Source organism: Candidatus Kuenenia stuttgartiensis (assembly GCF_900232105.1).
GTDB lineage: Bacteria > Planctomycetota > Brocadiia > Brocadiales > Brocadiaceae > Kuenenia > Kuenenia stuttgartiensis_A.
This window is the reverse complement of sequence record NZ_LT934425.1, coordinates 4028013-4054470: the sequence shown is the minus strand read 5'-3', so window position 1 is coordinate 4054470 and position 26458 is coordinate 4028013. Positions and strand designations below refer to the sequence as shown.

Genomic DNA, 26458 nt, shown 5'->3' with positions numbered 1-26458 from the left:
TGACGTACCTTACTCCTAAGTTCCTATTCTTTTCCGCAACCTCTGTAATCTCTACGGAAAATTATTTTATGTTGTCTCTATCTTTTTTGGAAACCATTCGTAGAGAGCGGGAATAACAAAAAGGGTAAGGAATGTTGAAAAACATAACCCCCCAATGATAACGGTGGCAAAGGGTTTTTGCACTTCCGCACCAACATCGGTGGATATGGCCATAGGCATAAACCCGATAATATCGGTTGTAACGGTCATCAGGACGGGTCTGAGCCGTGTTAATGCACCCTCTATAACAGATTCTTTCATCCTCATACCACTTTCCCGTAATTCATTTATATAAGAAACCATAACCGTACCGTTCAATACGCACAAGCCGAAAAGGGCAATAAATGCTACCCCCGCAGTTATACTGAGGTGCATATCACGTAAGAACAATGCAATAATCCCACCCGTCGCCGCAAAGGGGACGTTAATATAGATAAGGATGGCGTTTCTAAAGGAATTGAAGCTTGTATAGAGGAGTATAAAAATGAGACCCATGGCGATGGGAACGACAACTGCCAGGCGTTTCCTTGCCTGTTGCATATTTTCAAACTGGCCTCCCCAGTTCAGATAATATCCGGCAGGAAGTTCAACGTTTTCCTGTATATTCTTTTGCGCCTCAGCGACAAAACTCCCGATATCCCTGCCGCGGACGTTGCATTCCACCACAATGCGGCGTTTTCCGTTTTGACGGCTTATCTGCGCAGGTCCTTCTACTACAGAGATATCGGCCAACTGGCTTAGCGGCACCCGCACGCCGCTGGGAGCGCTCACCAGGATATTTTTTATCTTCTCAACATCATTCCTCGTTTCCTCAGTATACCGTACTAAAAGATCAAATCTCATTACGCCTTCAAGTACCTGAGTGGCTGCTTTACCACCAATGGCTATTTCTATAATATCCTGTACGTCTGAGACGTTGATGCCATAACGGGCAATTGCCTTGCGGTCAATTTCTATCTCTATCGCAGGCAAACCGGTTACCTGTTCCGTCCTTACCTCGCTGGCGCCAGGGACAGACGTAATAACCGCATTGATCTCCCCTGCCTTTGGGAGTAATATTTCGTAGTCTTCACCATACAACCAGATAGCGATATCCGAGCGAACGCCGGCAATCATTTCGCTGACCCGGAGTTCTATGGGTTGAGAAAAGCTATACCTCATGCCGGGAATCTTTTCCAGGTCTTCTTTCATTTTTGCAATGAGCGCTTCCTTTGTCCATCCTTTACGCCATGTACTCTTTGGTTTGAGTATGACAAATACATCGCTGATTTGCTGACCCATAGGGTCGGTTGCTATTTCCGGCCTTCCAGTCTTGGATACTACGGTTTTCACCTCAGGGTATTTCAAAAGGGTCTTTTCTATCAACTTACAGCTCTCCACCGATTCCATCAGTGAGATACTGGGGAGCCGATTGACATTTATAGCAATAGCGCCTTCGTCCAGTTTCGGTATAAACTCGGAACCTAAAAATTGTACAAGAATAAGGCTTAAAAAGAAGCATGAAGCAGCGGCAATGGTTGTTATCACTGGATGGGCTATCGTCTTTTGTAATAAGGGGCCATAATACCTTTTTAGAAATCGAATAACACGATTATCCGTTTCTTCCGATGATACTTCTGTTACCAGACTATGCGTATCGTTTCCTTTCGATTGAAGGGAGGATACCTTCATCTTATGGGCTTTTATGCCTTTTTTAAAAACCACGGAACATAAGGGCGGCATAATAAATAGGGCAACAAAGAGAGAACTAAGGAGGGCAATGGCCATGGTGAAGGCCATAGGTCTGAACATCATGCCTTCAATACCCTGCAGGGTCATAATGGGTAAATATACGATAATAATAATGGCGATAGCAAAGAGAATGGGACGGGCTACTTCTTGTGCAGAAGAGCGTATTACCAGGTCGGAATCGCCGGTTTTCTTTCTGAGAGAAAGTCTTCTGATAATGTTTTCCACCATAACGACAGGGCCGTCAATGATCATGCCAAAATCAAGAGCGCCCAAACTCATTACGGTAGCCGCAATGCCCAGATGATACATACCGGTAAAGGTTAAAAATGCCGTGAGCGGAATAGAGAACGCAAGCAAAAGTGCCCCTCTCAAATTTCCCAGGAAAAGAATAAGCACGCCAATTACCAGGAGAACACCTGTGCCAATGTTGGTAAATACCGTGTGAATAACATTGTTGACCAGGCCTGCCCGGTCATAGAACGGGATCATATCAACACCTTTCGGCAGGCTTTGTCTGATCTCTTTTACCTTCTGTTTTATCGCCTCCACAACAGTGCGGCTATTTTCCCCTTTTAGCATCATGGCAATGCCTGTTACTACTTCCCCTTTGCCATCCCTGGTAACGGCGCCATAGCGGACCTCTGAGCCCAGCTTTACCTCCGCCAGATTTTTAACATAAACGGGGGTACCTTCCCTTGTGGCATGAACTACAATATTCTCAATGTCCTGTATGGTATTGATCAGGCCAATTCCCCGTACCAGATATTGCTCCGAGGCATGTTCTATGTATTGCCCGCCGGCATTGACATTGTTGGCGGTCAGGGCATCAAATACCTGGCGAAGGGTAACGTTGTAAGTGATAAGTTTATTCGGGTCGATTAATACCTGGTATTGTTTTACAAAACCGCCAAAGCTGTTCACCTCGTTGACGCCCGGGATAAGCAGCAGTCGTGGGGTAATCATCCAGTCCTGAATGGTCCTCAGTTCCATGGCGTCCTTATTCTCAGCGGTAACTACATATTGATAGATTTCGCCAAGGCCGGTGCTGACCGGTCCCATTTCCGGTTGGGCGTTTAAGAGTTGAGGGAGTTGTTCCTTTGCAGTTTGCAACCGTTCCAGCACCAGTTGGCGGGCAAAATAAATATCGATGTTGTCTTCAAAAAAGACAAGCACCTGGGAAAGCCCGGTTTTTGAAAGTGACCGTATTTCTTTCACCCCCGGCAAACTGCTCATGGAGAACTCGATGGGAAACGATATGAGTTTTTCCATTTCAACCGGTCCGAGCCCCGGCACTTCGGTATTGATTTGTACCTGGTTGGGTGATATATCGGGGACTGCGTCAATGGGCAGCTTTTTCAGGCAAAATATACCGAGTCCGATAATGGCGCATACGGTAAGAATAATCAGAAATTTCTGCTGTAATGTACCTTCAATCAGTTTGTTCAACATACGTTTAATGTCCTCCACATCCTTCGCCAAATTTTTCTTTCATCGTTTCGGATTTAAGCAGGAAACCTCCTTTGACAACCACCGGGTCGTTTTCCTCTAAACCACTGAAGACTTTTACATACCCGTTCAACCGCGTTCCCAGTATCACGTTGCGCCGAATGAAATAGCCGTCTTTGAGTGGCACAAAGACGAATCGCTCCTGCCCATCAACCTGTACCGCTTCTTCCGGTAATCCAACAGCGCTTTTGGCATCATCTACCTGAAGCAGCACCCTTGCAAACATACCGGGTTTCAATTTTTCGTGATGATTAGCAACCTCGATACGGACCTTTACGGTGCGTGTCTTTTCGTCTATGGTATTCCCGATATAAGTCACGTTCCCTTCGAACTGTTCTTCCGGATAAGAAGCTACCGATACCATCGCCTTATTTCCCATTCTTACCTTTGGAATATCCTTCTCATAGACGTCAAACCATACCCACAGTTGTGTGAGGTCTGCGATGGTAAGCATCGGATCAAAGGCATTTTTGAGTTCGCCAACCGCGACCTTCTTGTCAATAACGGTTCCATCAAAAGGGGCGGTGAGCGTAAATAACGAAGATACATGTTTCTCCGCTTCTGCCGTGTGCTTTATATCCACTTCTTCCTGATCCATCAGGAGCAGTTTTTCCTGCATCTGTCTAATGCTCCCTTCTTCCTGACCCATGAGAAGCAATTTTTCCATCAGGGCATTTAATTCTATGTGTGACTGTTCGTGGGCATTCTCCGCATCAAAGAAATGTTTTCCCGAAGTAATATTTTTTCCGTAAAGTTCCTTTTCTCTCGAATAATTCTTTTCCGCCAGTTTCAGCATGGCCGCAGCCTTCAGGTAATCCGCCCTTGCTTCGCCGAGTTCTATACTATCCAATAGCGCTAATTTCTGCCCTTCCTTTACCTGATCTCCCCAATCAACAAATACTTCTTTCACTACCCCTGATATTCTTGGCGAAACTATAACAAAACGATCCTGGTTGGGTCCCACTTCTCCGGTTGCCTCATGCGTAATACCAATATCCATGGGCATTCCTTTGCCAATGGTAACGATTTCACCCAAAAGAGACGGGTCAACCTTGACGACGCCAACTTCATAACGGCATTCATCACATTTGATAATTGATACATCATGTTCGCATTCTTTTTTCAAAAGTTTTTCGTAGAGTTCATACCCTGAATCAGTACTATTCGAAAAATTTTCCCCGGCTGAAGTGCTATGATCATGATTATTTTCATCTTTGTTTGTCTTTTCCCGGATATGTTCGTCTTTTTCCCCACACGACTTTTCGCATGCATGTTCATCTTCTCTCTGGGCAAAAGTATCTGTTATCGGTAAAAAACTGATAAAGAAAAGAATAATACCCCATAAAATAATGGTGTTACGAGGGTTGTGCATCCGTAAATAAATACAATAATTCACCATGTTCTCCTTATAAGAAAGTGTCATATGCTCATTATTATTTCCCTATTTTGATAACTGCCAGTCTTTCGATATCGGCTATTATCAGGTTTAGTTGTTTTATTACATCGATATATGATACCCTCGTATCTGCCCAGATTCTCTGAGTATCCAGCAGGTCTATATAATCGAACTCACCCTCTTTATAGCCATTTGTAATTAAGGAGAGGGCCTTTTCTGTGCCTGGCAGAATCTTGTTTTTAAATTCAATGAGGCGTCTCCTTTCAATATTGTACAGGTTGAAATTCTTTTTTAACTCGAACAGCATTTGCTGATAAACCGACATGCTTTCGTTTTTTGCCTTTCTCGAAAGGGCTTTGCCTTTTTGTATGTTTCCCTGGTTACGGTTGAAAAAAGGGGCGGGTATCCCCAGGCTGAATTGAATGGTATCAGCGTCTTCCTGCGAAAGTCTTTTATATCCTGCAGATACGGTGATATTCGGTATGGCCTGTCTTTGTTCCAGCAGTAACCCGGCTTCCGCTATTTCTATATTCTTTTCAGACACCCTGAGAAGCGGCTGATTATTTTTCATACTCCGTTCAAGTTCATGAAACGACAATTCCATGGGTGTCGTTATCAGTTTTCCGGTGATATCAAAATCGGTTGCCTCCGGGATACCCATGATCGTTTGCAATTCCCTGAAAGAGTTTTGCAACTCTCCTTCAGTCCGGGAAACCAGATTTTTTGCCTTTGAAAATTCCACCTCTGCCCTGAATACATTGGTAAGTGCAACCTCTCCCGCTTCAAACCGTGTCTTTTCACTTTCATAAATATCTTTCGATATCTTTTCCGTTTCCTTTGCTACCGAGTGACTTTCCTGACCTGCTAACACCTTGTAAAATGCCTTTTTTGTATCAGCAATAACACTGAGGAGAAAGGAATCCCGTTCAAATTCGTTTTTCTCCTTTGCTTTTTCGCTTACTTTTATTGCAAGGCCTCTTTTCCCTCCGGTAATGATGGGCTGGGTTATTGATACCTGGTTTTGGCTCTCATTCAACCCTATCTCATCTGTAGGCATTTCTTCCGCCAGAAAGTTAATTACCGGATTTGGGTAGAGTCCAGCCTGTTTCAATGAGCCAATTTGTGCTTCTACCTGATCTTTCATTGATTGCAGTTCTGGGTTTCTTTCAAGAGCAATGTCTATTGCCTCTTTAAGAGAAATTGCTTTAGCCGGTGTTTGTATATCGTTCCCACAGACGATTTCATGGCAAGCGCTAAAGTAAATAAATGAGCAAACAAGAAGAAGATGATACTTGGAAATACACCGTTGAAAATTATGCCTGTTAAAAAAATGTGTGAACATACCATGCCCTTTTGTAAAAAAATACAATTAAATAGTATCAGTTCAATAAATAGGTAAACCCGCACAAAGGTAAGCAGCTATAAGGTTTATACGAAGAATGTAAATGCATTACCCCTATTTATTGAGACAACACGGGAAAGTGCCATTTGTAGTGCGGCGAGCCTCGTCGCACTACATGAATTTAACGTAACTTCTCAATAAATTAAGGTTTTTATAATAATTTCCACAGTCTACAGTCTACAGTCCACAATTTGCCGTCTGTAGATTGCCGGTTGCCGACTGCCGACTGCTAATTGTTGATTGCCGACTGTACAGCATTCCAGTACCTGCATGTCAAATAAACTGATAACATACCGGTAGAAAAAGATTATGCTATTGCCATTTTGGGGAAATAGTGTCCCTGTGAAGCGTTAAAATTAAATAATGAGTAGAAAATCAGAAAGGTTCTGCGATTGTTCGCGGTGGGCGAAATATAATGGTTTGAAAAATAGCGTTAAAGCGGTTTGTAGGGATGAACGCACAATTGCCAATGAGGTCCATGTGCGTATTTGAATGATAATGGGATGTGTATAAGATAAGATTATGTGCGCAAAGCACACAACAGGTGGAACAGTGTGAAGCATTTCCGGGGGCAGCAGTATGATCATTATCATAGGAAGAGACAACAGAAGGTTCTTCATTGCAATGTGAAGTACCTTCTTCCGTGCATCCCAATAATAAACAATCACCCGGCAATATGCATAAGAGAAACCACACTGCCAGAATGCTATAGAATACTTTTCTTAATAAAGACTTCCGGGTAAAAAATTTCATTTTTTCTTTTCGTACAATAACGACAAAAATACTCCATTAAGCGTATGATGAAGGTTGTCAATCTTTACGTTTTCATAATAATCCACAAACAAATAGAAATGCAAGTTCTAAAAATAATTGTAACCGTTCACAGGGGGCATACGGATTCCATCCATGCATTTGTAGTTGAGACTGAACGGTAATTTTATAACACAATACGAGATCCATGTGCTATAGAAAAGTTGAGCGGATAGCTGCTGGACAAGGAGGGGTATGATTGTCAGGAGGAATCGGGTAGTAGTGAAGGGGGAGGCTGATCACAAAAAAATGCTTTGACCGCCTCCAGGATGAAATTGAAAGCTGACCGGCCTTGCAAAGAACATGTCGCTATAACAGTCCATAAACGTTCGTTGCTCTGTCTTCCCTTTTCGCTGCGCGTACCCTGCGTTACATGACGATCTATCACCACAAACCGTATAGCTTGTTCTGCCACATTGTTGGTAGGATCTATGCCAGGTGTTGTGATAAATTCAAAATATGCTTTTCCATGACGACGAAAGCGATTTGCCATATTTTGGGCTTCCCTTTTCTCCTCTTTACCATTTTTGTTCAACTTGCTTGGAACATTGCTTAACGCCGCCGCGATGATTTGTTCTTTGGCATACTCGAGTGCAGACGTAAAGGTTTCTGACGTCATGCTTTTACGGTTATGAATGACTTTAAACATGTTTTTGACTTCATCGAGGAGTTTTTGGCCATAAACCTTTGTTTCCCGGTCCTTTAAAGTGGTTAAGAACCGGATATCCCGAATCAAATGGGCAATACAAAACTGTATTGAGACGTTAAAATCATTCATGTACTTCCGATATGCAGAAAAATAGTCACAACCCAGCACCCCGTTAAACTCTTTACCCAAAACGTCGATCAAGACCTTTGAACCACGGGACTTGTCAATCTTGAAGAGCACGTAAAGATCGGCTTTGAAAACCCATGTCCAGAATTTATCGCCATTTTCCTTATGGCCGGTTTCGTCTAAATTTACGACTGTCTCTAAAGGAAGACGATTGAGCAATTCGTTGTACGGAGCTTCAAGAGACCGGGATACCTTACATATGACTTTACGCAAATATCCCCGGGATATCTTTTCTCCAAGGACATCTCTGATATACTTCCTGATGGTAGAAAATGATGCGTGGAGGACATTTTTCATGTAGGCTATCAGCGATGTTAAGCGTTCTTTGAACAACCCCTCTTTATAAACGTCAGGAGGGAATGGCATATAATGAGTCTTGAGACATGTCTGACACCATACCGGATATGAGCGGTGTTCTTCTCTACTCAAAGGGACTTCAATCAATTCAACCTGTTGAATGACACGCGGTTTGCCGTCCATTATGGCGACTTCCCCTTTGCAGTCCGGACAGGCAGGTAATATGTAGGAATGAACCTTATCAATCTCTTTGTCAGAAAATAATGGACGCTCATGTTTCTTGTGTCCGGGTTGTCCTCCTATTTTTCTGGTACTCTTCTTTTTCTTCTTATTGGGCTTTGTAATATCATCGGAAGAAGGCCGTTTGCCGGAATTGGAGGAGTTCTTTGAAAGCCTGGCGACCTTGGCTTCCAGGAGAGTTATCTGCTCTTTTTGAGATTCAACAGTGTTGCTTAAATCACACAGTATTTTGATTACAACTTTAGGCCCTGCATTATACAATGCCAATGCGTCATCAGGCGTCATAGCATAACTCCCGGAGAAAATGTTTAGTCAGGGGATAGACATAAACGGCCTTTTTGGAAAGTAGCGGTTCGCGCGATTTACTAAGTTTGCCCAGACCAGTTGTCTGGCCCACACATATCCAGTTATCTGCCTTGTAGCAGGTACCATGATATCGTTCTGTGTCCACAAAGGTTTCAAGTAGATAAACCGGATGGTTGTATAGATCTTGCCAATCTTGTGACAGACGCCGACGGTTAGATGCCAGCAGATATGAGGCTAAGCATGATACCTGTACCCATGGCAGGATCAAAAAACGGAGATTATTGGCGATCAGGTGAAGATTCCTTTCTCTGGCCTTTTTACTCCAGCCAATAAAACGATCTCTCGCACCGATATACCATGGCGCAGAGCCCCATGCCAGACATGCAACGGGGCGGCCACCGGAAAAGGCCATATATTTGAGGTGCTCTCCAATGGGTTGGGTATAGCCAAGATAATGGTATTCGCTTACAAGACCATTGAATATCTTCTCAAAGGGAGTTCTGCGAACCTGCTCAAGGTTGATGGGAAACAGATCGGCAAGAGAACCATAAATGGACGTGTTGTCGACTGTTACTCCGGATGGTTTCTTTCGTTCTGCAAGCGGGTTGGCAGGAGTGAATTTCCTGTGTGGCAGCTTAATGAGGCCTTTTGACTCCAATACAAGAAGCAGGCTTCGGCAGACCATATCTTTAAGAACACCATTCGACTGCCGCCAGTCCCATTCCCTGCAAACTTCCTAAGAAATGAAGCGTCTGCTTTTGCCAGGATGCGCCTCAATGATCCGCCTGATGGTCTCGATATCTTCCGGGGAGACTGACCGCCTCCGATATGTTATGGTTGTTTCCATTCCCGAAACTATAAATCATCAGGAACCGGAACGCAACTTTTTTTCTAAAAAAATTACGGCGCAGCGGGCAACTCTAAATTATTGCCATTATTGCCCGTGAACGGTTACAAAAAAAGAATGCGGTGATAGAGGTGTGTGTGCCTTGAAGTATGGAATACCTGAGTGGTTGAAAATACCACCTCTGCGAGCCTAATCCTCGTAGAGAAGTTTGTGCCTATGCGCACACAATGGAGCAATCCGTATGCGTAGAAAGATAGCATATACCCGTGAGGGGTATGACGGAGTTACGAGGTACAGACGACCTTTTGGGGTGTATGAGTGTGGCGTGTTATTCCGTGCCAACTGCCATTTCTCAGCGAAGCACTGACAATGTCCTTTGTTGGAGATGGATAAACAGATTAAGTAAAACCATCTCTGGTTAATGCGTTTGAACATACATCACGAAGGGAAAAGGGGTAATCCATATGACCGGGGGAGGACTTACGCCTTGGGCAAAATTCCCTAACAGCAAGGTATAAGGAAATTCCGAAGTCCGAGCTGTATGAGATGGTGATAGACAAGCTTCTCTCACAAGTCTATCTTTGAAGTCGTCAGCATTGCTCATAATAGTTTCCGGTGTGAATCGGAAATGAAAGGGGCATAACCGTAGTGGAATTGATGAAAGTGGCAGATTGAATACGTTCAATGAGAAAAGAAACTCTTTTGCGTAGGTAAGCAGTAACAAGAGCCTCTCTTGTTTTTGCCTATGTTTGGGAGAATCCGTACCCAGGAAACACGATTGACAAGTCTATTATCCGTAATCAATCGAAAGGAATATATCGAGAGATGCTTAAGTATCATTCATTAAGAGACAAGGTGTTTAGTCTGAAAAACCTTTATGCTGCTTTCAAACACGTAAAGAAGAATAAAGGCAAAGCTGGTCTTGACAGGGTAAGTATTAAGCAATTTGAGTCCAATCTTGATGTGAATATCATGAGTATCCATCAGGAACTCAAGACTGCCATATACAACCCTGCGCCTGTCCTGCGGGTATACATCCCCAAAGGCAGGCATGACAAGAGACCTCTTGGCATTCCCATTGTTAAGGACAGGATTGTACAGCAGGCGTTCAGGCAAATCATAGAGCCAATATTTGAGAAAGGATTCTCAGATAACAGCTTTGGATTTCGCCCTGACAGATGCTGTCACGATGCTATCAAACGGCTTGAACAGTATAAGCAGGAAGGGTATACCAGCGTCCTTGATGCCGATATAATGGCATTCTATGACACCATACCCCATAAGCTTATTATGGACTCCTTACGTGAGAAAATTGCTGATGGATGGGTTTTGAACAGTATTGAGAACATGCTCAAGGCAGGGGTCATGGAGGACGGCATCGTGCACGAGACAAACAAAGGCACTCCGCAAGGAGGCGTCATTTCCCCTTTGCTTGCAAACCTTATCGGTGACATCATCGACAAGGAACTTGAAAAGGCTGGATATAAGTTTGTCCGATACGCCGATGATTTCGTTGTCATGACTAAAACAAAAGATGAACTCCCAGCCGCCCTCAGCTATGTCAAAGAAATCATTGCAGGGAAACTTGGAATGAAGCTGAGCGAGGATAAAACCAAGCTCACCAACTTCGAAAGAGGTTTCAGGTTTCTCGGATACGATTTCAAGGGCAAGTATAAGGGTATAAGCACGAAATCACTGAACAAACTCAAGAGCCTGTCCTGAGCCTGCCGAAGGAACAACATCAGAGACATCACCAGACGTACACAGGGCGTCAATCTGCAAGCCATTGTTGATACATTAAACCCTGTAATTCGTGGGCATGTCAACTATTTTCGGCTGGGCAATGTACAAAAGGTATATCGCTCATTAGACTGTTGGGTACGCATGAGACTGAGATGTTTCAAGTTCTCAAGAAAATGGAGAACAGACAACAAGCGTTTCCCTGTTCACCGATTCTTTAAAATGGGGTTACTCTCATTCGAAAGAGAATTTCTTAAGGCGTGTGCTAAAGCATGATGTTTGACTTTTCTCTGTTATAGAGCAACACTTCGGGGTCGCTGACTACGAGAAAGACGTATGGTTTAAAAAGGATGCTTTGTCACGTTGTCCAAAGTATCTGGCGACGAGTGGGGGTTGGAGGCTAATGGCCTCCAGCCTACCAGCTAAGCGTATGTGCAACAACAGTTAGCAAGCTTCTTAAGGACATGGATTATTCTCTGAGGGTAAATCGCAAAACGATAGCAGAGACACGTCATCCGGACCGTAATAGACAGTTTGAAATTATTAATGAGACAAAAAAGTATTTTGAAGATTCTGGTCAGCCAATAATCAGTGTTGACAGTAAGAAAAAGGAATTGATAGGTAATTTCAGAAATGAGGGCAAGGCGTGGACAAAAATAGTAAACGAAGTTTTGGCCCATGATTTTCGTTCTCAGGCAATTGGTGTTGGATGTCCGTTTGGTATCTATGAATTGCTGACTAATCTAGGGACAGTTATTGTTGGTACGTCCTATGACACACCCACGGCGCTGTCAAAGTTTTCCATAAGCACATAATATACAAAGATATGTAAAAAAACGTGGACATTCCCCCTAAAATATTTTATATTATAGGGCATGAACCAGCATACAACACCAATCGATAACACACACAACGAACTACTTCATTCAATTACCGTTCGTCCTGTTTCACAAAACGACCAGGCAAATTGGGACACACTGATGCGCCAGCATCATTACCTTGGATTTCATTCTCTCGTAGGAGAATCAATTCGCTACGTAGCGGAATCACAGGGACAATGGCTTGCCTTGATCGGCTGGGCTGCCGCAGCATTAAAATGTACCGTTCGCGATAAGTGGATTGGATGGCCGCCATTTTTAAAATCGCAACGACTGAAACTCATAGCAAACAACTCACGTTTCCTGATCCTTCCTCAGATACACGTACCAAACCTTGCCTCCCGTATTCTTTCTCTTAACCTTAAGCGCTTATCACAAGACTGGACTAAGGTCTATGGGCATCCAATCTGGCTTGTGGAGACCTTTGTCGATCCTCGTTTTTTTAAAGGCGTCTGCTATAAGGCCGCAGGATGGATTTTTTTAGGACATTCAACCGGTTTTGCCAGATCATCACAAGGCTATCTTCTGCACAATAAGCCAAAGATGGTCTTTGTTCGCTCATTGAAAGCACAAGTCCAAAAACAACTTAACAACCTTAATCTTACCATACAATTAAGAAAGGAGACAAAGCCTATGAAATTATCTTTAAAAGATGCGGAATTTCTTGACGAATTATTGCAGCAAATCCCTGAACATCGCATGCCCAGAGGCGTTCGCCACAGGAAACGTTCTATCCTGGCAATTTCTATCTGTGCTATCATCTGCAATGCCTGGAGCTTTGCCGCCATTGCAGAGTGGGCAAAGCGTTGTCCGCAAAATATGCTCAAACGTCTCTCCTGCCGTTACAATGCAAAAACGAAACGATACGAACCACCGAGTGAACCTACCATCAGGCGTTTCTTACAGCAGGTGGATGCAGAAGCAGTTGATAAAGTCCTCTCGCGTTGGTTTCAATCTGTAGGTGATAAAAGCCTGCCCATTGCGGTTGACGGGAAAACCCTTTGCGGTGCAAGACAGCCTGACGGCAAACAGGTACATTTGCTTGCCGCTTTTCTTCATAAACAGGGTATAGTTCTCGCACAAACTCAGGTAGACCGCAAAACAAACGAAATACCGATGGTTCCGGTATTGTTTGATGATTTAGACATAAAAGACCGTGTCGTTACTTTCGATGCCTTACATGCGCAAAAGGAAACCGCCCGTTATCTGGTAGAAGACAAAAAGGCAGAATATATATTCACGGTGAAAGATAATCAAAAAACCATAAAACAAGCCATCAAGGAACTGAATCTCAGTTCTTTTCCCCCCCTCAGCACGAAACAATTGAAAAAGGCCATGGCCGCATTGAAATCCGCAGGATTTGGACCAGCACCGAATTAAACGAATAACTTGATTTCCCCTACGTTAAGCAGGTATTTTGCATTCATAGAATATTTACAAAAGTCAAGACCGGCAAAAAGACCGAGGAAATTGTTTACGGTATTACCAGCCTGACACAACAAAAAGCAAGTCCCAAAACCATTCTTAAGTTTTCCCGCGGACACTGGTCAATAGAAAATGGACTTCATTATGTGCGTGATACCTCCTTCCGTGAAGACCATTCTCAAATACGCACACAAAATGCCCCAAGGGCAATGGCTTCTTTGAAGAACCTTGTGGTTGGGCTGTTTCATTTTCTCAATGTACCAAATATTGCAAAGACGCTCAGAAATTTTGCGGCAAGACCTTTTCTTTCACTTCAAATGCTTCGCTTGTAATGTAGAGAACAAAAAAAAGCCTTTATTTTTTTACTATCTCTTTCGTTACCACAGGGATACTCCCGTTACATTTTGCTTGTTTTGCTCATTTTTGCCGATTTATATGGGAATTCTATCGTTTTTTACTTTCTTCTCCACTTACTGACGGGAGCTTTTGGCACAAATTCTTGATCCGCGTCTTTCATAGGGTGACTTTGACGTTGCCGTGGGGGTGCAGGGGGTGGACTGGATTTCTCCATCGATTCAACTACCCCTTTATTATGAAAACAAATTTGACCCTCTTTCCCACGCTCCGCAGGCTGGTCAAATGGACAATTTTATCCTGTTTCGTGACATGCATTCCCGCAGAACGTAGGAATGAGAAGAAAAACTTATGGCTATTCATGTTATAAACCTCCCAGATTTCCTCCGCAGACAATTCCACCCCCTTAATCCCCCGCCATTCGAATTTCGTGTTTTTAATATCTTATCTTATTTGGTTCTGACTATGCCGGCTCAGTAAGTTACAAATATTTTATTATTATGAGCGGTAAATTTTTGTTAAAATCACCAAAAATCTGTGGAGGGGGGCTTAAAATGTTCGTGCCGAAAATCATGAAATTACATAAAAACACTACTACCCTGGTCATAAAACCAACTACAAAAATAATATTGAATGAAATTCATTCTGTTCTTGATAAGATAAATGAACAGTCCTTTGCACAATTGTTTTCGTCGATTCTTGATGCAAAGAATATATTTGTGACTGGGCAGGGCCGTTCCGGTCTGGTGTCCCGTACTTTTGCAATGAGACTGACACATATTGGTTTAAACGCTTACTGTGTGGGAGACGCCACGACGCCGAATATCGATAAAGGGGATTTATTGATTGCCTGCAGTAGTTCAGGGAATACGCACATTACCTGCTACATAGCGGAATTGGCAAAAAAATCCTTTGCCACTGTTGCTGCAATTACCTCGCAGAAAAATTCACCTCTTACTGAATATGCCGATATTATCGTAGATCTACCTGTGCAGGAAATCCGTACGCACAACAAAATCAATGGTTCTATCCAATTCCGCAGTACGCTTTTCGAACAAGCCTGCCTTGTTTATTTAGACGGTGTAATTCATTTGCTCGTGACGGAATTGAGAAGTTCGGAACAGGAAATGAACAGGAGGCATTCAAACCTGGAATGATATGATTAGCGCTGTTTTTTTGTTATCTTTGAAATGAAACATTGAATAATAGCAGCGAATATCTTGAAAGATAATCGCACGCTGAATGCATCAATAAGTATCCTTCGGTACGTCCTTCTCCCTGAAACGCTGTCAAACAATGCCCCTTTTAATTCAGGGTTGCTTTTGGCAATCTGAATAACACTCCCCAAAAAACCATAATACGCACCCCATATAATAAAGCGCCTGACTGCTCTTGCATAGGGCAAGTCCTTAATGACGTCGTAAAAACTGTTAAAATATGAGGTATGAAAAGCCCTTTTTGATATGCCAACGTTCATCATAGTTTCCGCCGCTTTAATGCCCATTAAACATGCCGCATTCACTCCCTTGCCCTTAAACGGACGGATAAGGCCTGCCGCATCCCCGATAATTACATATCTGTCGCCAAAGGGATTTTTTGCAGGTTTCACCGGAAAACACCCCCTATGATAGTCGAAGTGTCCTAAAGCATCCTTAAAACACTCCGGAAGCTGGTTCATTACCTCGGATTGCTGCAAAAAATTATCCATAGATTTTGAAGAAATTTTAGCCCCTGCAATGTTGATGGTATAGTGGTCTGCCTTTGGGGTGATTGCGCCAAACTCTATTTCTTTTATCGACGATAAAAAGGCATGGATATATCCATCGGTATTTTCTAAATCATGGTATTTCCCTTTGGGATGAAATTTCGTTAATATGGAGAGTAAATATTTCGGGGATTTATACGGTGTGCCGCTTTCAAATAATTTATGTGTACCTTCTTCTATACCGAAGGCGCCCACTACAACATCGGCGCTGGTATGCCGGGTTTCGCTATAGATAACAATCTTTTCCCGTCCGATTTCTATATCAGTAACCTTGCTTTTGATTACGGTAACGCCGGCTTCTTTTGCTTTTTGCAGAAGATATGCATCAAATTGAATTCTGCGAAGGGCGTAAGATATTTCTCCGTTGCCTTCAAGCGTTATCGTTTGCCCATTTGCGTGAAGATAATAACCTGGTATATCCCTTTTCACCAGATACCATGGGAAGGGGATTTTTAAGGTATCCTCCATGATATGTTCAATAGGATGGGAGAGTACTCCGGCACATTCATTGTGTTCAATTCCACCTTCAAAATCCTTCATTTCGTATAAAATAACGTTTATGTCAATATTTTTCTCTTTGGCAAGATGCTTCAGGGCAATCCCGCAACTGGTACCTGCAGGCCCGCCTCCGATTATAACTACGGTGCTTTGATTTTTCAGGGGACCCAATGCCGGTGTTTCTTTCGATCTGGCTGTTCCCGCAAGATCTGTATTGGTCAGTTTGCGGAAATACCCATACACCATTTTGACCGAGGATCTGAAATTATGAGGAAACATAACTGCCTGTAACCGAAAACTCATTGCATCGTAAAATATTTCCTTATACCCGATGTTGCCGGTAACCATGTTCCACAAAATGGCATTGATGCGCTGCGCCCCCCAGGTATCCTTGTGTTTGCAGAGGTAGTCGATGTGCGTGTTTGCGATGTGTTTTTTTGAGGTGATATAATCGTGAAGGTTTAATATAAGTTTGCCGTAAAAATTGTCGTGCGCAAGTAATTTCAGCGCCGGCGTATAATACGCTTCCTTAAAATCCTTTTCTGAAATGCCGTGATAAAAAGCGGCGTAAGCGGCTAACCGGGAAGTTTCAAAAGACGATTCAATGCCGTTTTTATAGGTACGGGAAATACTTGCATCTCCCGTTATCACAAATCTGTCAGAATAGGGGTGTGCGGCATGCGCGACCGGGATTTTGGGAAAACAGATGCACACGTTTTCCGGCAGCGACCACCCTTCCGGCAAAAGTTCACGTATTCGGGGGTGCTTTATAAACTGCATTAAATGCGCCTTTGTGATGTCTTCATTGCCGACGAGGGATACGGTAACGTAGTCGTCTTTGGGTATAAGCGCTGCAAATTTAATTGGCTTGATTCCCAGTGAAAATATGTAGATAGTTCTTTGGAAACGCTCCCTGATATAAGACCTCCCCAGCGGGAGTTCCGCATTGCATGTGCGTATCGACCGCGGTTCGCGATACCCATGTTTCTTCCCCACGATTCTTTTGGTAAGCGACGTATTTACCCCGAATGCGCCAACGGCGAGGCTTACCGATATTTTTTTTCGTATGCCTTCCTCCCTGTATACAATATTTACTAAATGCTGAGGATTTTCCGGCAACTCAATTTCTTCTACAATCGCGGAAAGCACCTTCGCTCCCATAGAAGCGCTGTGGTTTAATAAAAAATCATCAAAACTAATGTTTACGTCAGAGAGGGAATACCTTGGCCCCCCTCCGCGGAAAATGGTAATAATTCTTGGTTTATGGCCCGGAAGCGGGTGATGGAGAGAGATGCCGCGTTCCTGCGACTGAAAGAAATATCCGTCTATTTCATTTTGAATGCGTGACGTCGGAAGTACAATTCCTTCCTGTTCCATTTTCGCAATAAGGGTCTCCGACAATACCCCCGCGCACATTTTACAGCCAACAGGACCTTTCTGGATAAAATCCTTTCCGCAGAGAATGTAAATGGTAATCTTTTTATTCAGTTCCTTTGCCAGTTTTAATGCAAAGTGTGCAAAAAAACTCCCCGCAGGCCCGCCGCCAATAATTGCTATTGTGTCGTTATCTTTTAATGGTCCAATATTTGTTTTCATAATTCACATTTCATCAGGCATTAATGGTTTTGATCGTGCCGGAGTCGTAGCGGTCCATTATTTCTTCGGTGTTAGACACGTAAAAAAACTGTCCCTCCTTTATTGCAACAGCGCCGTCCTCTATGATTCCTGAATCGTCCATTTGCCAGGAAGTCTTTGGTTTTTGCGTTACCCCACGAATGGTAAGCAATTGGCCGATATTATATATGATCGGGTCTGGTTGGTTTTCCATTTATTCCGTGACAAATGTTTTAGTTGCATTCTGAACGATAGTCTTCATATTCTCTATAGGTGTTGAGATTGATAAAAGATTTTATATCTTTGCCCGACTTAATAAGTTCTTCTTCGTTAACATGCCGCACATTTACCTTCTGCAAGAAATCAGACATCCGCAGGTCTTCTTCTTCAAGGCATCGCTGCATGGTTTGAATGCAATTTTTTGAATAAAATGCATGAAGAGGTTCGGGTCCGCGGACTGTATGCGGAACAATTACATCATAATTGTCGCCTTTGACAAGTTCCTTCATATATACGATTACTTCCTTATTAATAAACGGCATATCGCAGGCGATTACAAATGCGTATGAGTACTTTGAATGAATAAGTCCCGCACAAATACCACCAAGAGGACCTTTTCCTGGCATGACGTCAGGAACGATTGGCAATTGTAAATGTTCATACAGGGAGAAGTCATTTGCGGAAATAATTATTTCCCGGAATATATGCCTTAATATATCGATTTGAATTTCGATGAAGGATTTATTTCCATAGGCAAGAAATGCCTTGTTAGTTCCCATCCTGGTGCTTTTCCCGCCGGCCAATATAATTCCTGTCACTTTGCACATCTCCCATTTGTTCATTTTAAAAGCATTGACACGTTAATTTTCTCTGTGTTATAATTTTAACTCAATTCTAACTTTTTACTAAAAAAATAATTTTTATCTCGTACAAGGCAATATTTATGAATAGAAAATACCTCTTCTTACCTATGGCGGCAATGTTTTCTTTTGGAAGTTTTAGTATCCACAATCAGAGTGTGTCAGCTAACTCTGAAACCAGTATAGTACTTGTAAGTAAAGAATCAAAAGAAGACAAGGATGTTGTTGCTATTGTCAATGGACAAAAGATTACCAGCAATGAGCTATATGAACTTTTATTGAGTACTTATGGAAATGAAGCCCTTGATGTTCTTATCAGAAGAACGCTTATAAACCAGGAGGCAAGAAAACATGGAATATCACTTACCACTAAGGAAGTAGAAAACAAGATAAACACCCTTGTGCAGCGCGAAGTGAACGCTTTACTGCAAACGTACAAAATAGAAAACGAAGCGGATCTTGATAAGGAACTGGAAAAGATCGGTGCAAGTCTTAAAGAGTTTAAAGATAAATTAACGAAGAGATTAGTAAAAGAGGCAGAGATTGAATTACGTGCTGAAAAGGTTGTAATGAAGACGATTTCAGTATCTGAAGAGGATTTGCAAGAGGCATATAAAAGTATTTATGGAGAAAAAATCGAGGCGCAGCAGATAGTTTTGAAAACGAAAAGAGAGGCGGAAGAAGCTCTTGAGAAACTGCGTTTAGGCGCGGATATTACGAAAATGGCAAAGGCCCAGTCGATTGACCGCGCTTCTGCTTCAAGAGATGGGAAGATGTTGCCATTTAGTCCGGAAGACGATATTGGAAAATCAGTTGCGCATCTCAAGCCGGGTGAGTTAAGCGGTATTATAAATACAAATTACGGCTATCACATTGTAAAAATTACCGGTAGAAAAACCGGAAGCGACAAAAAGTTTGATACGGTAAAAAAAGAGTTGGAAGAATTAGTACGGGAAAAAAAATACAGAGAAAGATTAAGGCCGTGGCTTGTCAATCTCGTTGAAAGCGCTTCCATCACAAAAAAAATAGCTACGGATTAAATGATCAACTTCTTGTTTTTTATGCTAGTTTTTCAAAATGCATAATCGTAAGACATTGATTAGATGAGGTTTACGTAAAGTTTGTAGCATTGGGTTTTTTGTCATTTGAATTTATTTCGTATTTCGAATTTGGTTGCGGCCAAAGGCCGCGCCAGGTATTTAATGGCTAAATCCCCCATACCAGCAGGTAGTAACAATATAAAACGTGGGGTTCAAGTTGCAAACCAATGTCATTAAGTTAAGCAACCTGCCAGAAAAGTCCCCTTAATAAAGGGGGAAAAAGGGGGTTGTTTTTAATAAAATAATTCTTAACACCTTAGTTATTTGAAAAATTCAAGGGGATATAAAAAACAATGTAGCCCCTTTAGGGGCGGTCTGTTTGTAGCACAATAAAATTCAACAGGTAAATAGCTCCGTAGGAGCGGCCTGTATATGATTGACAGGAAGACAGGCCGCTCCTGACGGAGCTAATATCTGTTATGGTATCCCTATCTACTACAAACAGGTTGCTCCTACGGAGCTTATCGGTAATACGTTTTTTTTAAAACCAAAGTGTTGCAATAATTCTTAACTTAATGACATTGAGTTGCAAACTTGAACCCGCCAGGAAGATTTGTTTATATAAGAATAAATAAACATACTCTATAGTTACCTATCCGGGCAGTATATCATTCCTCTCAAAGCGTATTCCTACATAAAAGTGCAAGCTTTTATTATTAACCTAAATCCTGCAAACAAGGCAAAGCCTTGTTGCAGGAATAGGATTGAAATGGTAGGATTTCCAAGGTATTCGGCGGTATATTGATAACAAAAAACACCTGAAAGGAGATTCACCATTTCGATGAAGAATATAGCAAAAAAATACAGCAAAAGACAACCGAAAATCAAGGCAGAGATGAGCGGGAAAGGCTTAACGGTACATGCAGGGCTTTTACCGGTATTGAATTTTATGGGTAAGCTGATGTTCCGGGAGAGAGTCCATGAAGCGGTCCATAAGGATCGTGGAGCAAATGCCCGGTATCAGTTTGTCGATGCGGTACAAATGGTAGTGATAGGGTTGATAGCAGGGGCGACATCGATGGTAGAGGTGATGAAGGTGTGTACAGATGAGGTATTGAAGAAGATGTCCGGGTGGAAAGAGGTACCTGTAGATACTACGATAGGACGTATTATGAAGCTGGCGAGTCAGGGAGATATAGTGGAACTGACGGGGGTGATCCACCGGTTTAGGGGAAAGATATGGAAGCGTGCGGTGAGATCAGGCCATAAACTCAGGAGTGCTCTTTGCGAAGTATGGATAGATGTTGATTCTACCGTAGATGGTGTATATGGGAAACAGGAGGGTGCAGAGGTAGGATATAATCCGCACAAGAAGGGGCAGAAGGCGTATCATCCCTTAATGGCATTTATTGCAGAAACAAAGGAGGTATTACATAGTTGGTTCCGCTGTGGAAGCGCCTACACGAGTAACGGAGTAGTAGAGTTCATGAAGGAATGTATGGCGTACATGAATAAGGGGGTAAGGGTGGTATTTCGAGGAGACAGCGGTTTTTTTACCGGAGAATTACTTGAATACCTTGAGTCAATATTGGCGGGATATCTGATTAAGGTAAAGCTGAAGAATCTGGAAGGATTGCTTGAAGGGCAGAAATGGAATGAGGTGAAAGGGGAGCCAGGATGGGAACAGGCTGAATTTTGGTATCGATGTGCAGGGTGGGATCGTGCGAGACGTTTTGTGGCAGTGCGGCAATTGGTCAAAAGAGAAAAGAAATTAGTAGAAGTGTCCGTGTATGAGTATTTTTGTTACGTTACAACGGAGCGGTTAAGTCCGATGGAAGCGCATCGTTGTTATGGAAAGAGGGCTACCTGCGAGACTTTGATAGAAGAGAGTAAAGGACAGATGAATGCGGGGCACATACGTACGGGTGAATTTTTGGCCAATGCTGCGCTATTTCAGTGTGCGGTGTTAGCGTATAATCTTTTGAAGTGGATGGGATTGCTCAGTGGTGGAGTGATACAAAAGTGGGAAGTAAAGACGATGAGACTGTGGTTAATCCGTGTGGCAGGGAAACTGGTGGAGAGAAGCCGGCAGATGACATTAAAATTGCCGGAGAAATTTCTCCATCAGGAGGAATGGGAAAAGTGGGAACGCATGTCACTGGATGTAGTTTTTCAGTAGAAAACCGACGTTGTATTTCGTTTTTTTAGTCTTTTGAGAGTGGTAAGTATACCGCAGATGGAGACAGTACATCCCTATCTTGATTTTCATTGCATCAGAGAGCACGTTTCCGACAATTTCCCATGTCTTTTTGTTTAAAGTAGTACAATAGCGCTACCACAATTGCTAAAAAACGGATATCTGTTATCGCTTTTTGCCAATCTTGGTAGTGGAAAATACTGATTTTCGCATTGCGAAAATCGTTTGCAGGATTTAGGATTAACATTTATCGATAATACGCCGGCGCAACCTTTCGGAATAATTGTAACACTTTAGTTTTTTGAAAAAGTAGGGGCGAAGCATTTTCCCGTTTGGGTATGAACGCATTTATGACAATTTAAAGCAAATGCTTCGCCCCCACATTGCGATTATTGGAATTTTTCAAAAAACTAAAGTGTTACGAATAATTACTTCAGAATATCTGTAGTATCGATTTTTCCATTTTCTCGTTTGATTTTACAGAATTGAAAGCTAAATTATAAGAGCCTTTTTTTCATATCATAATACGAAAGGCGGAACAACAGATTACACAGACTTCGTCGCAAGCTCAGTCGAACGATTGCACAGATTAAAAAATTAATATTTTGCCAAAAAGTGCAAAGAAATTACTGATAAGGTACTAAATGTACGCATTAATGAAATCAAAATTGAATACTTTTGCAGGGGGGATACATCCCAAAGAGGATGGAAAAGTGCTTACTTCTGAAATAAGTGAGATTTGCTCCCCGATTCCAAAAAAAGTATATCTGTTTATGAATCAACACATTGGCGCGCCGGCAAAACCCATTGTCAACAAAGGGGATCAGGTAAAAATCGGACAGTTAATTGGCGAGGCGCATGGTTTTGTTTCCTCCAACATACATGCTTCCGTTTGCGGCAAGGTCGTTGATGTGTCGCCATATCCGCATCCTGTCGCCGGTGCAAAGTCTCTGGCGGTAGTTATCGAGAATTCCGGCGAGGAAGAATGGGCTGAGACGTTAAACGTTGAACAGGACACTGAAAATATCACCCCGGAAGAGATCAGACAAAGGGTTTTCTCCGCCGGTATTGTAGGACTTGGCGGCGCAACATTCCCCACACACGTAAAACTTACTCCCCCAAAAGATAAAACGATAGATACTATCGTGATGAACGGGGCGGAATGCGAGCCATATCTTACCTGCGATCATTACGTTATGCGTAACAATGCAAATGAAGTCCTTGAGGGATTGCGGCTTGTTATGAAATGCATTGGTTGTAAAAAAGCGCATATCGGCATTGAAGCGAATAAAAAAGACGTCTACGAATTATTGAAAAATACCCTGGCTGGAGATCCTTCCATTAAAATAGATTTATTGGAAGTAAAATACCCTCAGGGTGCAGAACATCAGCTTATTAAAGCATTATTACGTCGTGAATTCAAACCCACTCAACTCCCCATGGAGGCAGGCGCTGTCGTTATAAATGTTGCAACGGCGTTTGCAATCAATAATGCGGTGAAATATAAGCGTCCTTTGATCGAAAGAATAATTACGGTAACGGGGAATGGAGTCAATAAACCTCAAAATTTGCGCGTCCGCATTGGAACGCCAGTCCGGGATTTATTAGAAATCACCGGAACCTCTGTTGGCCTCAATAAGATTATCTTTGGGGGTCCAATGATGGGCATTGCGCAGGGGAGCATCGATAACGCCGTGACGATTAAGGGAACGGGTGGAATTCTTGTTCTGAAAAACCAGCCGCACTATGAATCTCATGCATGTATACGGTGCGGGCGGTGCATCGTCAGTTGCCCATACGGACTCAACCCAAGCGAGTTAAGTATTATGGGGGAATCCATGAATATTTCCCTTGCGTTGGAGAATAATGTTCTTGAATGCAAAGAATGCGGCTGTTGCACTTATATTTGCCCTGCAAAACGGCCTATTGTGCATCACATCAAATTTACAAAGGCCCTTATTGCAAAACAAAAAACAAAGAAATAGCATTCGTTTCTATCGTGTAACGTAAAAATAATCGGCATAAAGTAAAAACTATGACAAATACTACTCAGAGCGTAACTCCTTTAATCGTCAGTTCATCGCCTCATATGAGAGACAATGACAGCATTTCTCATATCATGTGGACTGTCGTTCTCTCTTTACTTCCTGCAGGATTCGCTGCCATTTTTGTTTTTGGTTATTATGTCCTCTTTGTTATTGGTTTATGTTGCCTTACTGCTCTCGTCACGGAAATTGTCATTTCACTTATGAAAAAGCAGCCTGCTTTTGCAATGATTAAGGATGGCAGCGCCATTGTTACCGCCATCTTGCTTGCTTATACATTGCCTCCAGGCGCTCCGTGGTATGTCCCTGTGGTAGGATCGTTTTTTGCGATCGCTGTTGTTAAACACTCTTTTGGTGGTTTAGGGAATAATATATGGAATCCTGCACTTGCTGCACGCGCTTTTTTGCAGGTGGCATATCCTGTTTCGGTAAATTCAGATTGGCGATTCTTTTCAGATCCGGGCGCAATGAATGTATTGAAAAACATTACCAGTACGGGGGAAAGCGGCCTGCTTCTGGATGCGGTAACCAGGGCAACCCCTCTTGCAAAGGAATCCGGGGCAGAATTATATAATTTTTACCAGTTGTTGATTGGCAGTGTGCCGGGTTGTATTGGAGAGACCTCCGCGATTGCGCTGCTTGCAGGGGGATTATACCTTCTGTATAAAAAATGTATAAAATGGTACGTGCCTGTTGCGTATCTTTTGACCGTTTTTGTCGTATCGATTTTTCTGCCTCCTCGTACAATTACCCCATGGGCAAATAACCCTTTTTACCATTTATTTGCCGGAGGCCTCTTTTTGGGCGCATTTTTTATGGCGACAGACATGGTAACCACTCCTCTTACAAAAAAAGGGATGTTAATTTTTTCTGTTGGGGCGGGGTTATTAACTATTTTAATCCGGTTTTATTCAGGTTATCCCGAGGGCGTTTGTTATTCAATTCTGATCATGAATACTGCGACTCCTCTTATTGACCGATTCACAAAACCACGCCTTTATGGTTCAAAAGTAAAAAAATAGAACATGAAAAAAAAAGTCCAATACCCGGTAGTTCTAACGATTGTTACCCTTCTGGCATCAATTGGTGTTTCCTCAACGTACCTGACTACGAAAGAAAAAATAAGGGAAAAAGAGTCGGAGGTTCGCACCAGGGCGCTCTTTACGGTGCTTCCCGGCATTGATGAAACACCGGAAGAAATTTCTCCGCCCAATACAAAGAATCAGGACAAAATATACAAGGGCGTAAATGGTGAAGGGGAATTGATAGGATATGCGGCAAGCGGTGAAGCGCAGGGATATTCAAGCAGAATAAATGTAATGGTGGGGCTCGATTCAAATCTGGAAAAAATTCTCGGAATCGATATCATCTCACAGCGGGAAACACCTGGCCTCGGCACGAAAATGGTAGAAAAGGAAAGCTCTGATACTTTATTGAGCGTTTTAATGAGTTTTTTCGGGAAAACTTCAGGGGTTGACCATGGGAAAATCCAACAATTGCCTGAATTTAACATGCATCAGGGAAAAGAAGGCAATAATTCCGGGAATGGAGCGGCAACGGAACTGCGTCCATGGTTTCAGGAACAATTTAAAGATAAGACATATAATCAACTGGTAGTTTCCAAAGTTGCGGATAAAGAAAAAATTACAGCAATCACGGGAGCGACCATCTCTACAAATGCCGCAGTAAAAGCGGTACAGAATGCAATCGAAAAAATCAAAATCGAATTGCAGGAATATACCTGGCAAATCAAGTGAGTCATTAAGCAGGAATTGATACGATATTTTTCCCACCATGAAAAACATTGAAGAAATAAAACCCATTGTTGAAGCGTTGCTGTTTTCTGCGGAAGAACCTCTTTCCAGCAAAAAAATATGTAACATTATCGATGATGTTGACGCCGCCCTCATAAAGGAAGCCATTACTTTACTGCAACAAGAATATAATCAGCAGGGGAGGGCATTCCAGATTGAAGAGATTGCAGGCGGCTTCCAACTCTACACACTGCCTGAGTATCACGAATGGATATCGAAACTGCGTAAAAAATCGGCTGAAACAAAACTTTCTTCGGCCTCACTGGAAACACTTGCAATCATTGCATACAAACAGCCTGTATTGCGGGCTGATGTTGAGTCTATCCGCGGCGTTCAATCAGGTCAAATCATAAGACTACTAATGGAAAAAGACCTTGTTAAGGTAGTTGGGAGGGACGAATCTCTTGGACACCCTTTATTATACGGCACTACAAAGAAATTTCTTGAACATTTCGGCTTAAAAAACATTAAGGATCTGCCAAAGGCAGAGGAATTAGCAGCGCCATAACAAAAAGGGTTACCATAGGCACTTAAGAGTATATTCCTTTGTACTTTTGTAGAAATAGTGATACTCAAGAGGTTCACCATTGGTGATTTATAGACAATGTCGTACCAGTTCAACACGGACAAACAAGGTTTGTCCGTGCCACCATATCATCAATTTAAAATTCACATTTTATGAGCATCTTGAGTATAAATTAAACAATCCCCCGTACTCCTAAAATCCACTAACCCAAACGAGTTGTAATAGAAAGTTTTTTCTTTTCCCACGCAAAGCCACTCAGAAAGTATGAATTATGAACGGGTATTGAAATAAGT

Annotated in this window: 19 protein-coding genes and 1 pseudogene; 12 read left to right on the top strand and 8 right to left on the bottom strand. The window is 42.5% G+C overall.

Annotated elements, in window-relative coordinates; translation table 11 throughout:
- Window positions 1-66 precede the first annotated feature (66 nt).
- From KSMBR1_RS18845 to KSMBR1_RS18820, 5 genes are all read right to left on the bottom strand, one after another.
- Window positions 67-3219, bottom strand: coding sequence for an efflux RND transporter permease subunit (locus KSMBR1_RS18845; RefSeq protein WP_099326692.1), 3153 nt, complete (start codon window positions 3217-3219; stop codon window positions 67-69).
- A gap of 4 nt (window positions 3220-3223) precedes the next feature.
- On the bottom strand, window positions 3224-4675 hold the full coding sequence (locus tag KSMBR1_RS18840; protein ID WP_172953500.1) for an efflux RND transporter periplasmic adaptor subunit: 1452 nt from the start codon (window positions 4673-4675) through the stop codon (window positions 3224-3226).
- 34 nt (window positions 4676-4709) lie between these two features.
- Window positions 4710-6014, bottom strand: coding sequence for a TolC family protein (locus tag KSMBR1_RS18835; protein ID WP_099326690.1), 1305 nt, complete (start codon window positions 6012-6014; stop codon window positions 4710-4712).
- 1072 nt (window positions 6015-7086) lie between these two features.
- The gene (locus tag KSMBR1_RS18825) at window positions 7087-8541 is read right to left on the bottom strand and encodes an IS66-like element ISCku6 family transposase (RefSeq protein WP_076612121.1); all 1455 of its coding nucleotides are present in this window, start codon (window positions 8539-8541) and stop codon (window positions 7087-7089) included.
- Window positions 8531-9247: a Druantia anti-phage system protein DruA gene (locus tag KSMBR1_RS18820; RefSeq protein WP_197705254.1), complete on the bottom strand. Its 717-nt coding sequence runs from the start codon at window positions 9245-9247 to the stop codon at window positions 8531-8533. The genes KSMBR1_RS18825 and KSMBR1_RS18820 overlap by 11 nt, the downstream gene beginning before the upstream one ends.
- Before the next feature lie 987 nt (window positions 9248-10234).
- Between KSMBR1_RS18820 and ltrA the strand changes: the two genes are divergently transcribed.
- The 6 genes and pseudogenes from ltrA to hxlB all read left to right on the top strand — a co-directional run bounded on the left by ltrA (window position 10235) and on the right by hxlB (window position 14963).
- Window positions 10235-11131 carry a group II intron reverse transcriptase/maturase gene (gene ltrA / locus KSMBR1_RS18815; RefSeq protein WP_099323530.1) on the top strand — a complete coding sequence of 299 codons (897 nt, stop codon included), beginning with the start codon at window positions 10235-10237 and terminating at the stop codon, window positions 11129-11131.
- Between the two features lie 18 nt (window positions 11132-11149).
- Window positions 11150-11425 carry a group II intron maturase-specific domain-containing protein gene (locus KSMBR1_RS23740; RefSeq protein WP_099323535.1) on the top strand — a complete coding sequence of 92 codons (276 nt, stop codon included), beginning with the start codon at window positions 11150-11152 and terminating at the stop codon, window positions 11423-11425.
- 161 nt (window positions 11426-11586) lie between these two features.
- Window positions 11587-11964: pseudogene (locus tag KSMBR1_RS18805) on the top strand (ISAzo13-like element transposase-related protein); the annotation flags it as partial.
- A gap of 60 nt (window positions 11965-12024) precedes the next feature.
- The gene (locus tag KSMBR1_RS18800) at window positions 12025-13407 is read left to right on the top strand and encodes an ISAs1 family transposase (RefSeq protein ID WP_099326687.1); all 1383 of its coding nucleotides are present in this window, start codon (window positions 12025-12027) and stop codon (window positions 13405-13407) included.
- A 41-nt stretch (window positions 13408-13448) separates the two neighbouring features.
- Complete coding sequence (locus KSMBR1_RS23735; RefSeq protein ID WP_099326686.1) at window positions 13449-13784, top strand: transposase; 336 nt, start codon at window positions 13449-13451, stop codon at window positions 13782-13784.
- Between the two features lie 576 nt (window positions 13785-14360).
- Window positions 14361-14963: a 6-phospho-3-hexuloisomerase gene (hxlB, locus tag KSMBR1_RS18790; protein ID WP_157820729.1), complete on the top strand. Its 603-nt coding sequence runs from the start codon at window positions 14361-14363 to the stop codon at window positions 14961-14963.
- 5 nt (window positions 14964-14968) lie between these two features.
- Here hxlB and KSMBR1_RS18785 read toward each other — a convergent pair whose 3' ends face one another.
- Genes KSMBR1_RS18785 through KSMBR1_RS18775 form a run of 3 tightly spaced genes read right to left on the bottom strand, consistent with a single transcriptional unit; the run spans window position 14969 to window position 18501 of the window.
- Window positions 14969-17665 carry an NAD(P)/FAD-dependent oxidoreductase gene (locus tag KSMBR1_RS18785; protein WP_099326684.1) on the bottom strand — a complete coding sequence of 899 codons (2697 nt, stop codon included), beginning with the start codon at window positions 17663-17665 and terminating at the stop codon, window positions 14969-14971.
- A 13-nt stretch (window positions 17666-17678) separates the two neighbouring features.
- Window positions 17679-17897, bottom strand: coding sequence for a hypothetical protein (locus KSMBR1_RS18780; RefSeq protein WP_099326683.1), 219 nt, complete (start codon window positions 17895-17897; stop codon window positions 17679-17681).
- A 19-nt stretch (window positions 17898-17916) separates the two neighbouring features.
- The gene (locus KSMBR1_RS18775; protein ID WP_157820728.1) at window positions 17917-18501 is read right to left on the bottom strand and encodes a molybdenum cofactor guanylyltransferase; all 585 of its coding nucleotides are present in this window, start codon (window positions 18499-18501) and stop codon (window positions 17917-17919) included.
- A gap of 125 nt (window positions 18502-18626) precedes the next feature.
- Between KSMBR1_RS18775 and KSMBR1_RS18770 the strand changes: the two genes are divergently transcribed.
- From KSMBR1_RS18770 to scpB, 6 genes are all read left to right on the top strand, one after another.
- Complete coding sequence (locus tag KSMBR1_RS18770; protein ID WP_099326681.1) at window positions 18627-19583, top strand: peptidylprolyl isomerase; 957 nt, start codon at window positions 18627-18629, stop codon at window positions 19581-19583.
- Window positions 19584-20424: 841 nt separating this feature from the next.
- Window positions 20425-21762 carry an IS1380-like element ISCku8 family transposase gene (locus tag KSMBR1_RS18765; RefSeq protein WP_099323988.1) on the top strand — a complete coding sequence of 446 codons (1338 nt, stop codon included), beginning with the start codon at window positions 20425-20427 and terminating at the stop codon, window positions 21760-21762.
- A gap of 686 nt (window positions 21763-22448) precedes the next feature.
- Window positions 22449-23765, top strand: coding sequence for an electron transport complex subunit RsxC (gene rsxC / locus KSMBR1_RS18760; RefSeq protein ID WP_157820727.1), 1317 nt, complete (start codon window positions 22449-22451; stop codon window positions 23763-23765).
- Window positions 23766-23815: 50 nt separating this feature from the next.
- On the top strand, window positions 23816-24847 hold the full coding sequence (locus tag KSMBR1_RS18755) for an RnfABCDGE type electron transport complex subunit D (protein WP_099326679.1): 1032 nt from the start codon (window positions 23816-23818) through the stop codon (window positions 24845-24847).
- A gap of 3 nt (window positions 24848-24850) precedes the next feature.
- Window positions 24851-25582 carry an RnfABCDGE type electron transport complex subunit G gene (locus KSMBR1_RS18750; protein WP_099326678.1) on the top strand — a complete coding sequence of 244 codons (732 nt, stop codon included), beginning with the start codon at window positions 24851-24853 and terminating at the stop codon, window positions 25580-25582.
- Window positions 25583-25619: 37 nt separating this feature from the next.
- On the top strand, window positions 25620-26147 hold the full coding sequence (gene scpB / locus KSMBR1_RS18745) for an SMC-Scp complex subunit ScpB (protein WP_099326677.1): 528 nt from the start codon (window positions 25620-25622) through the stop codon (window positions 26145-26147).
- Window positions 26148-26458: the final 311 nt, after the last annotated feature.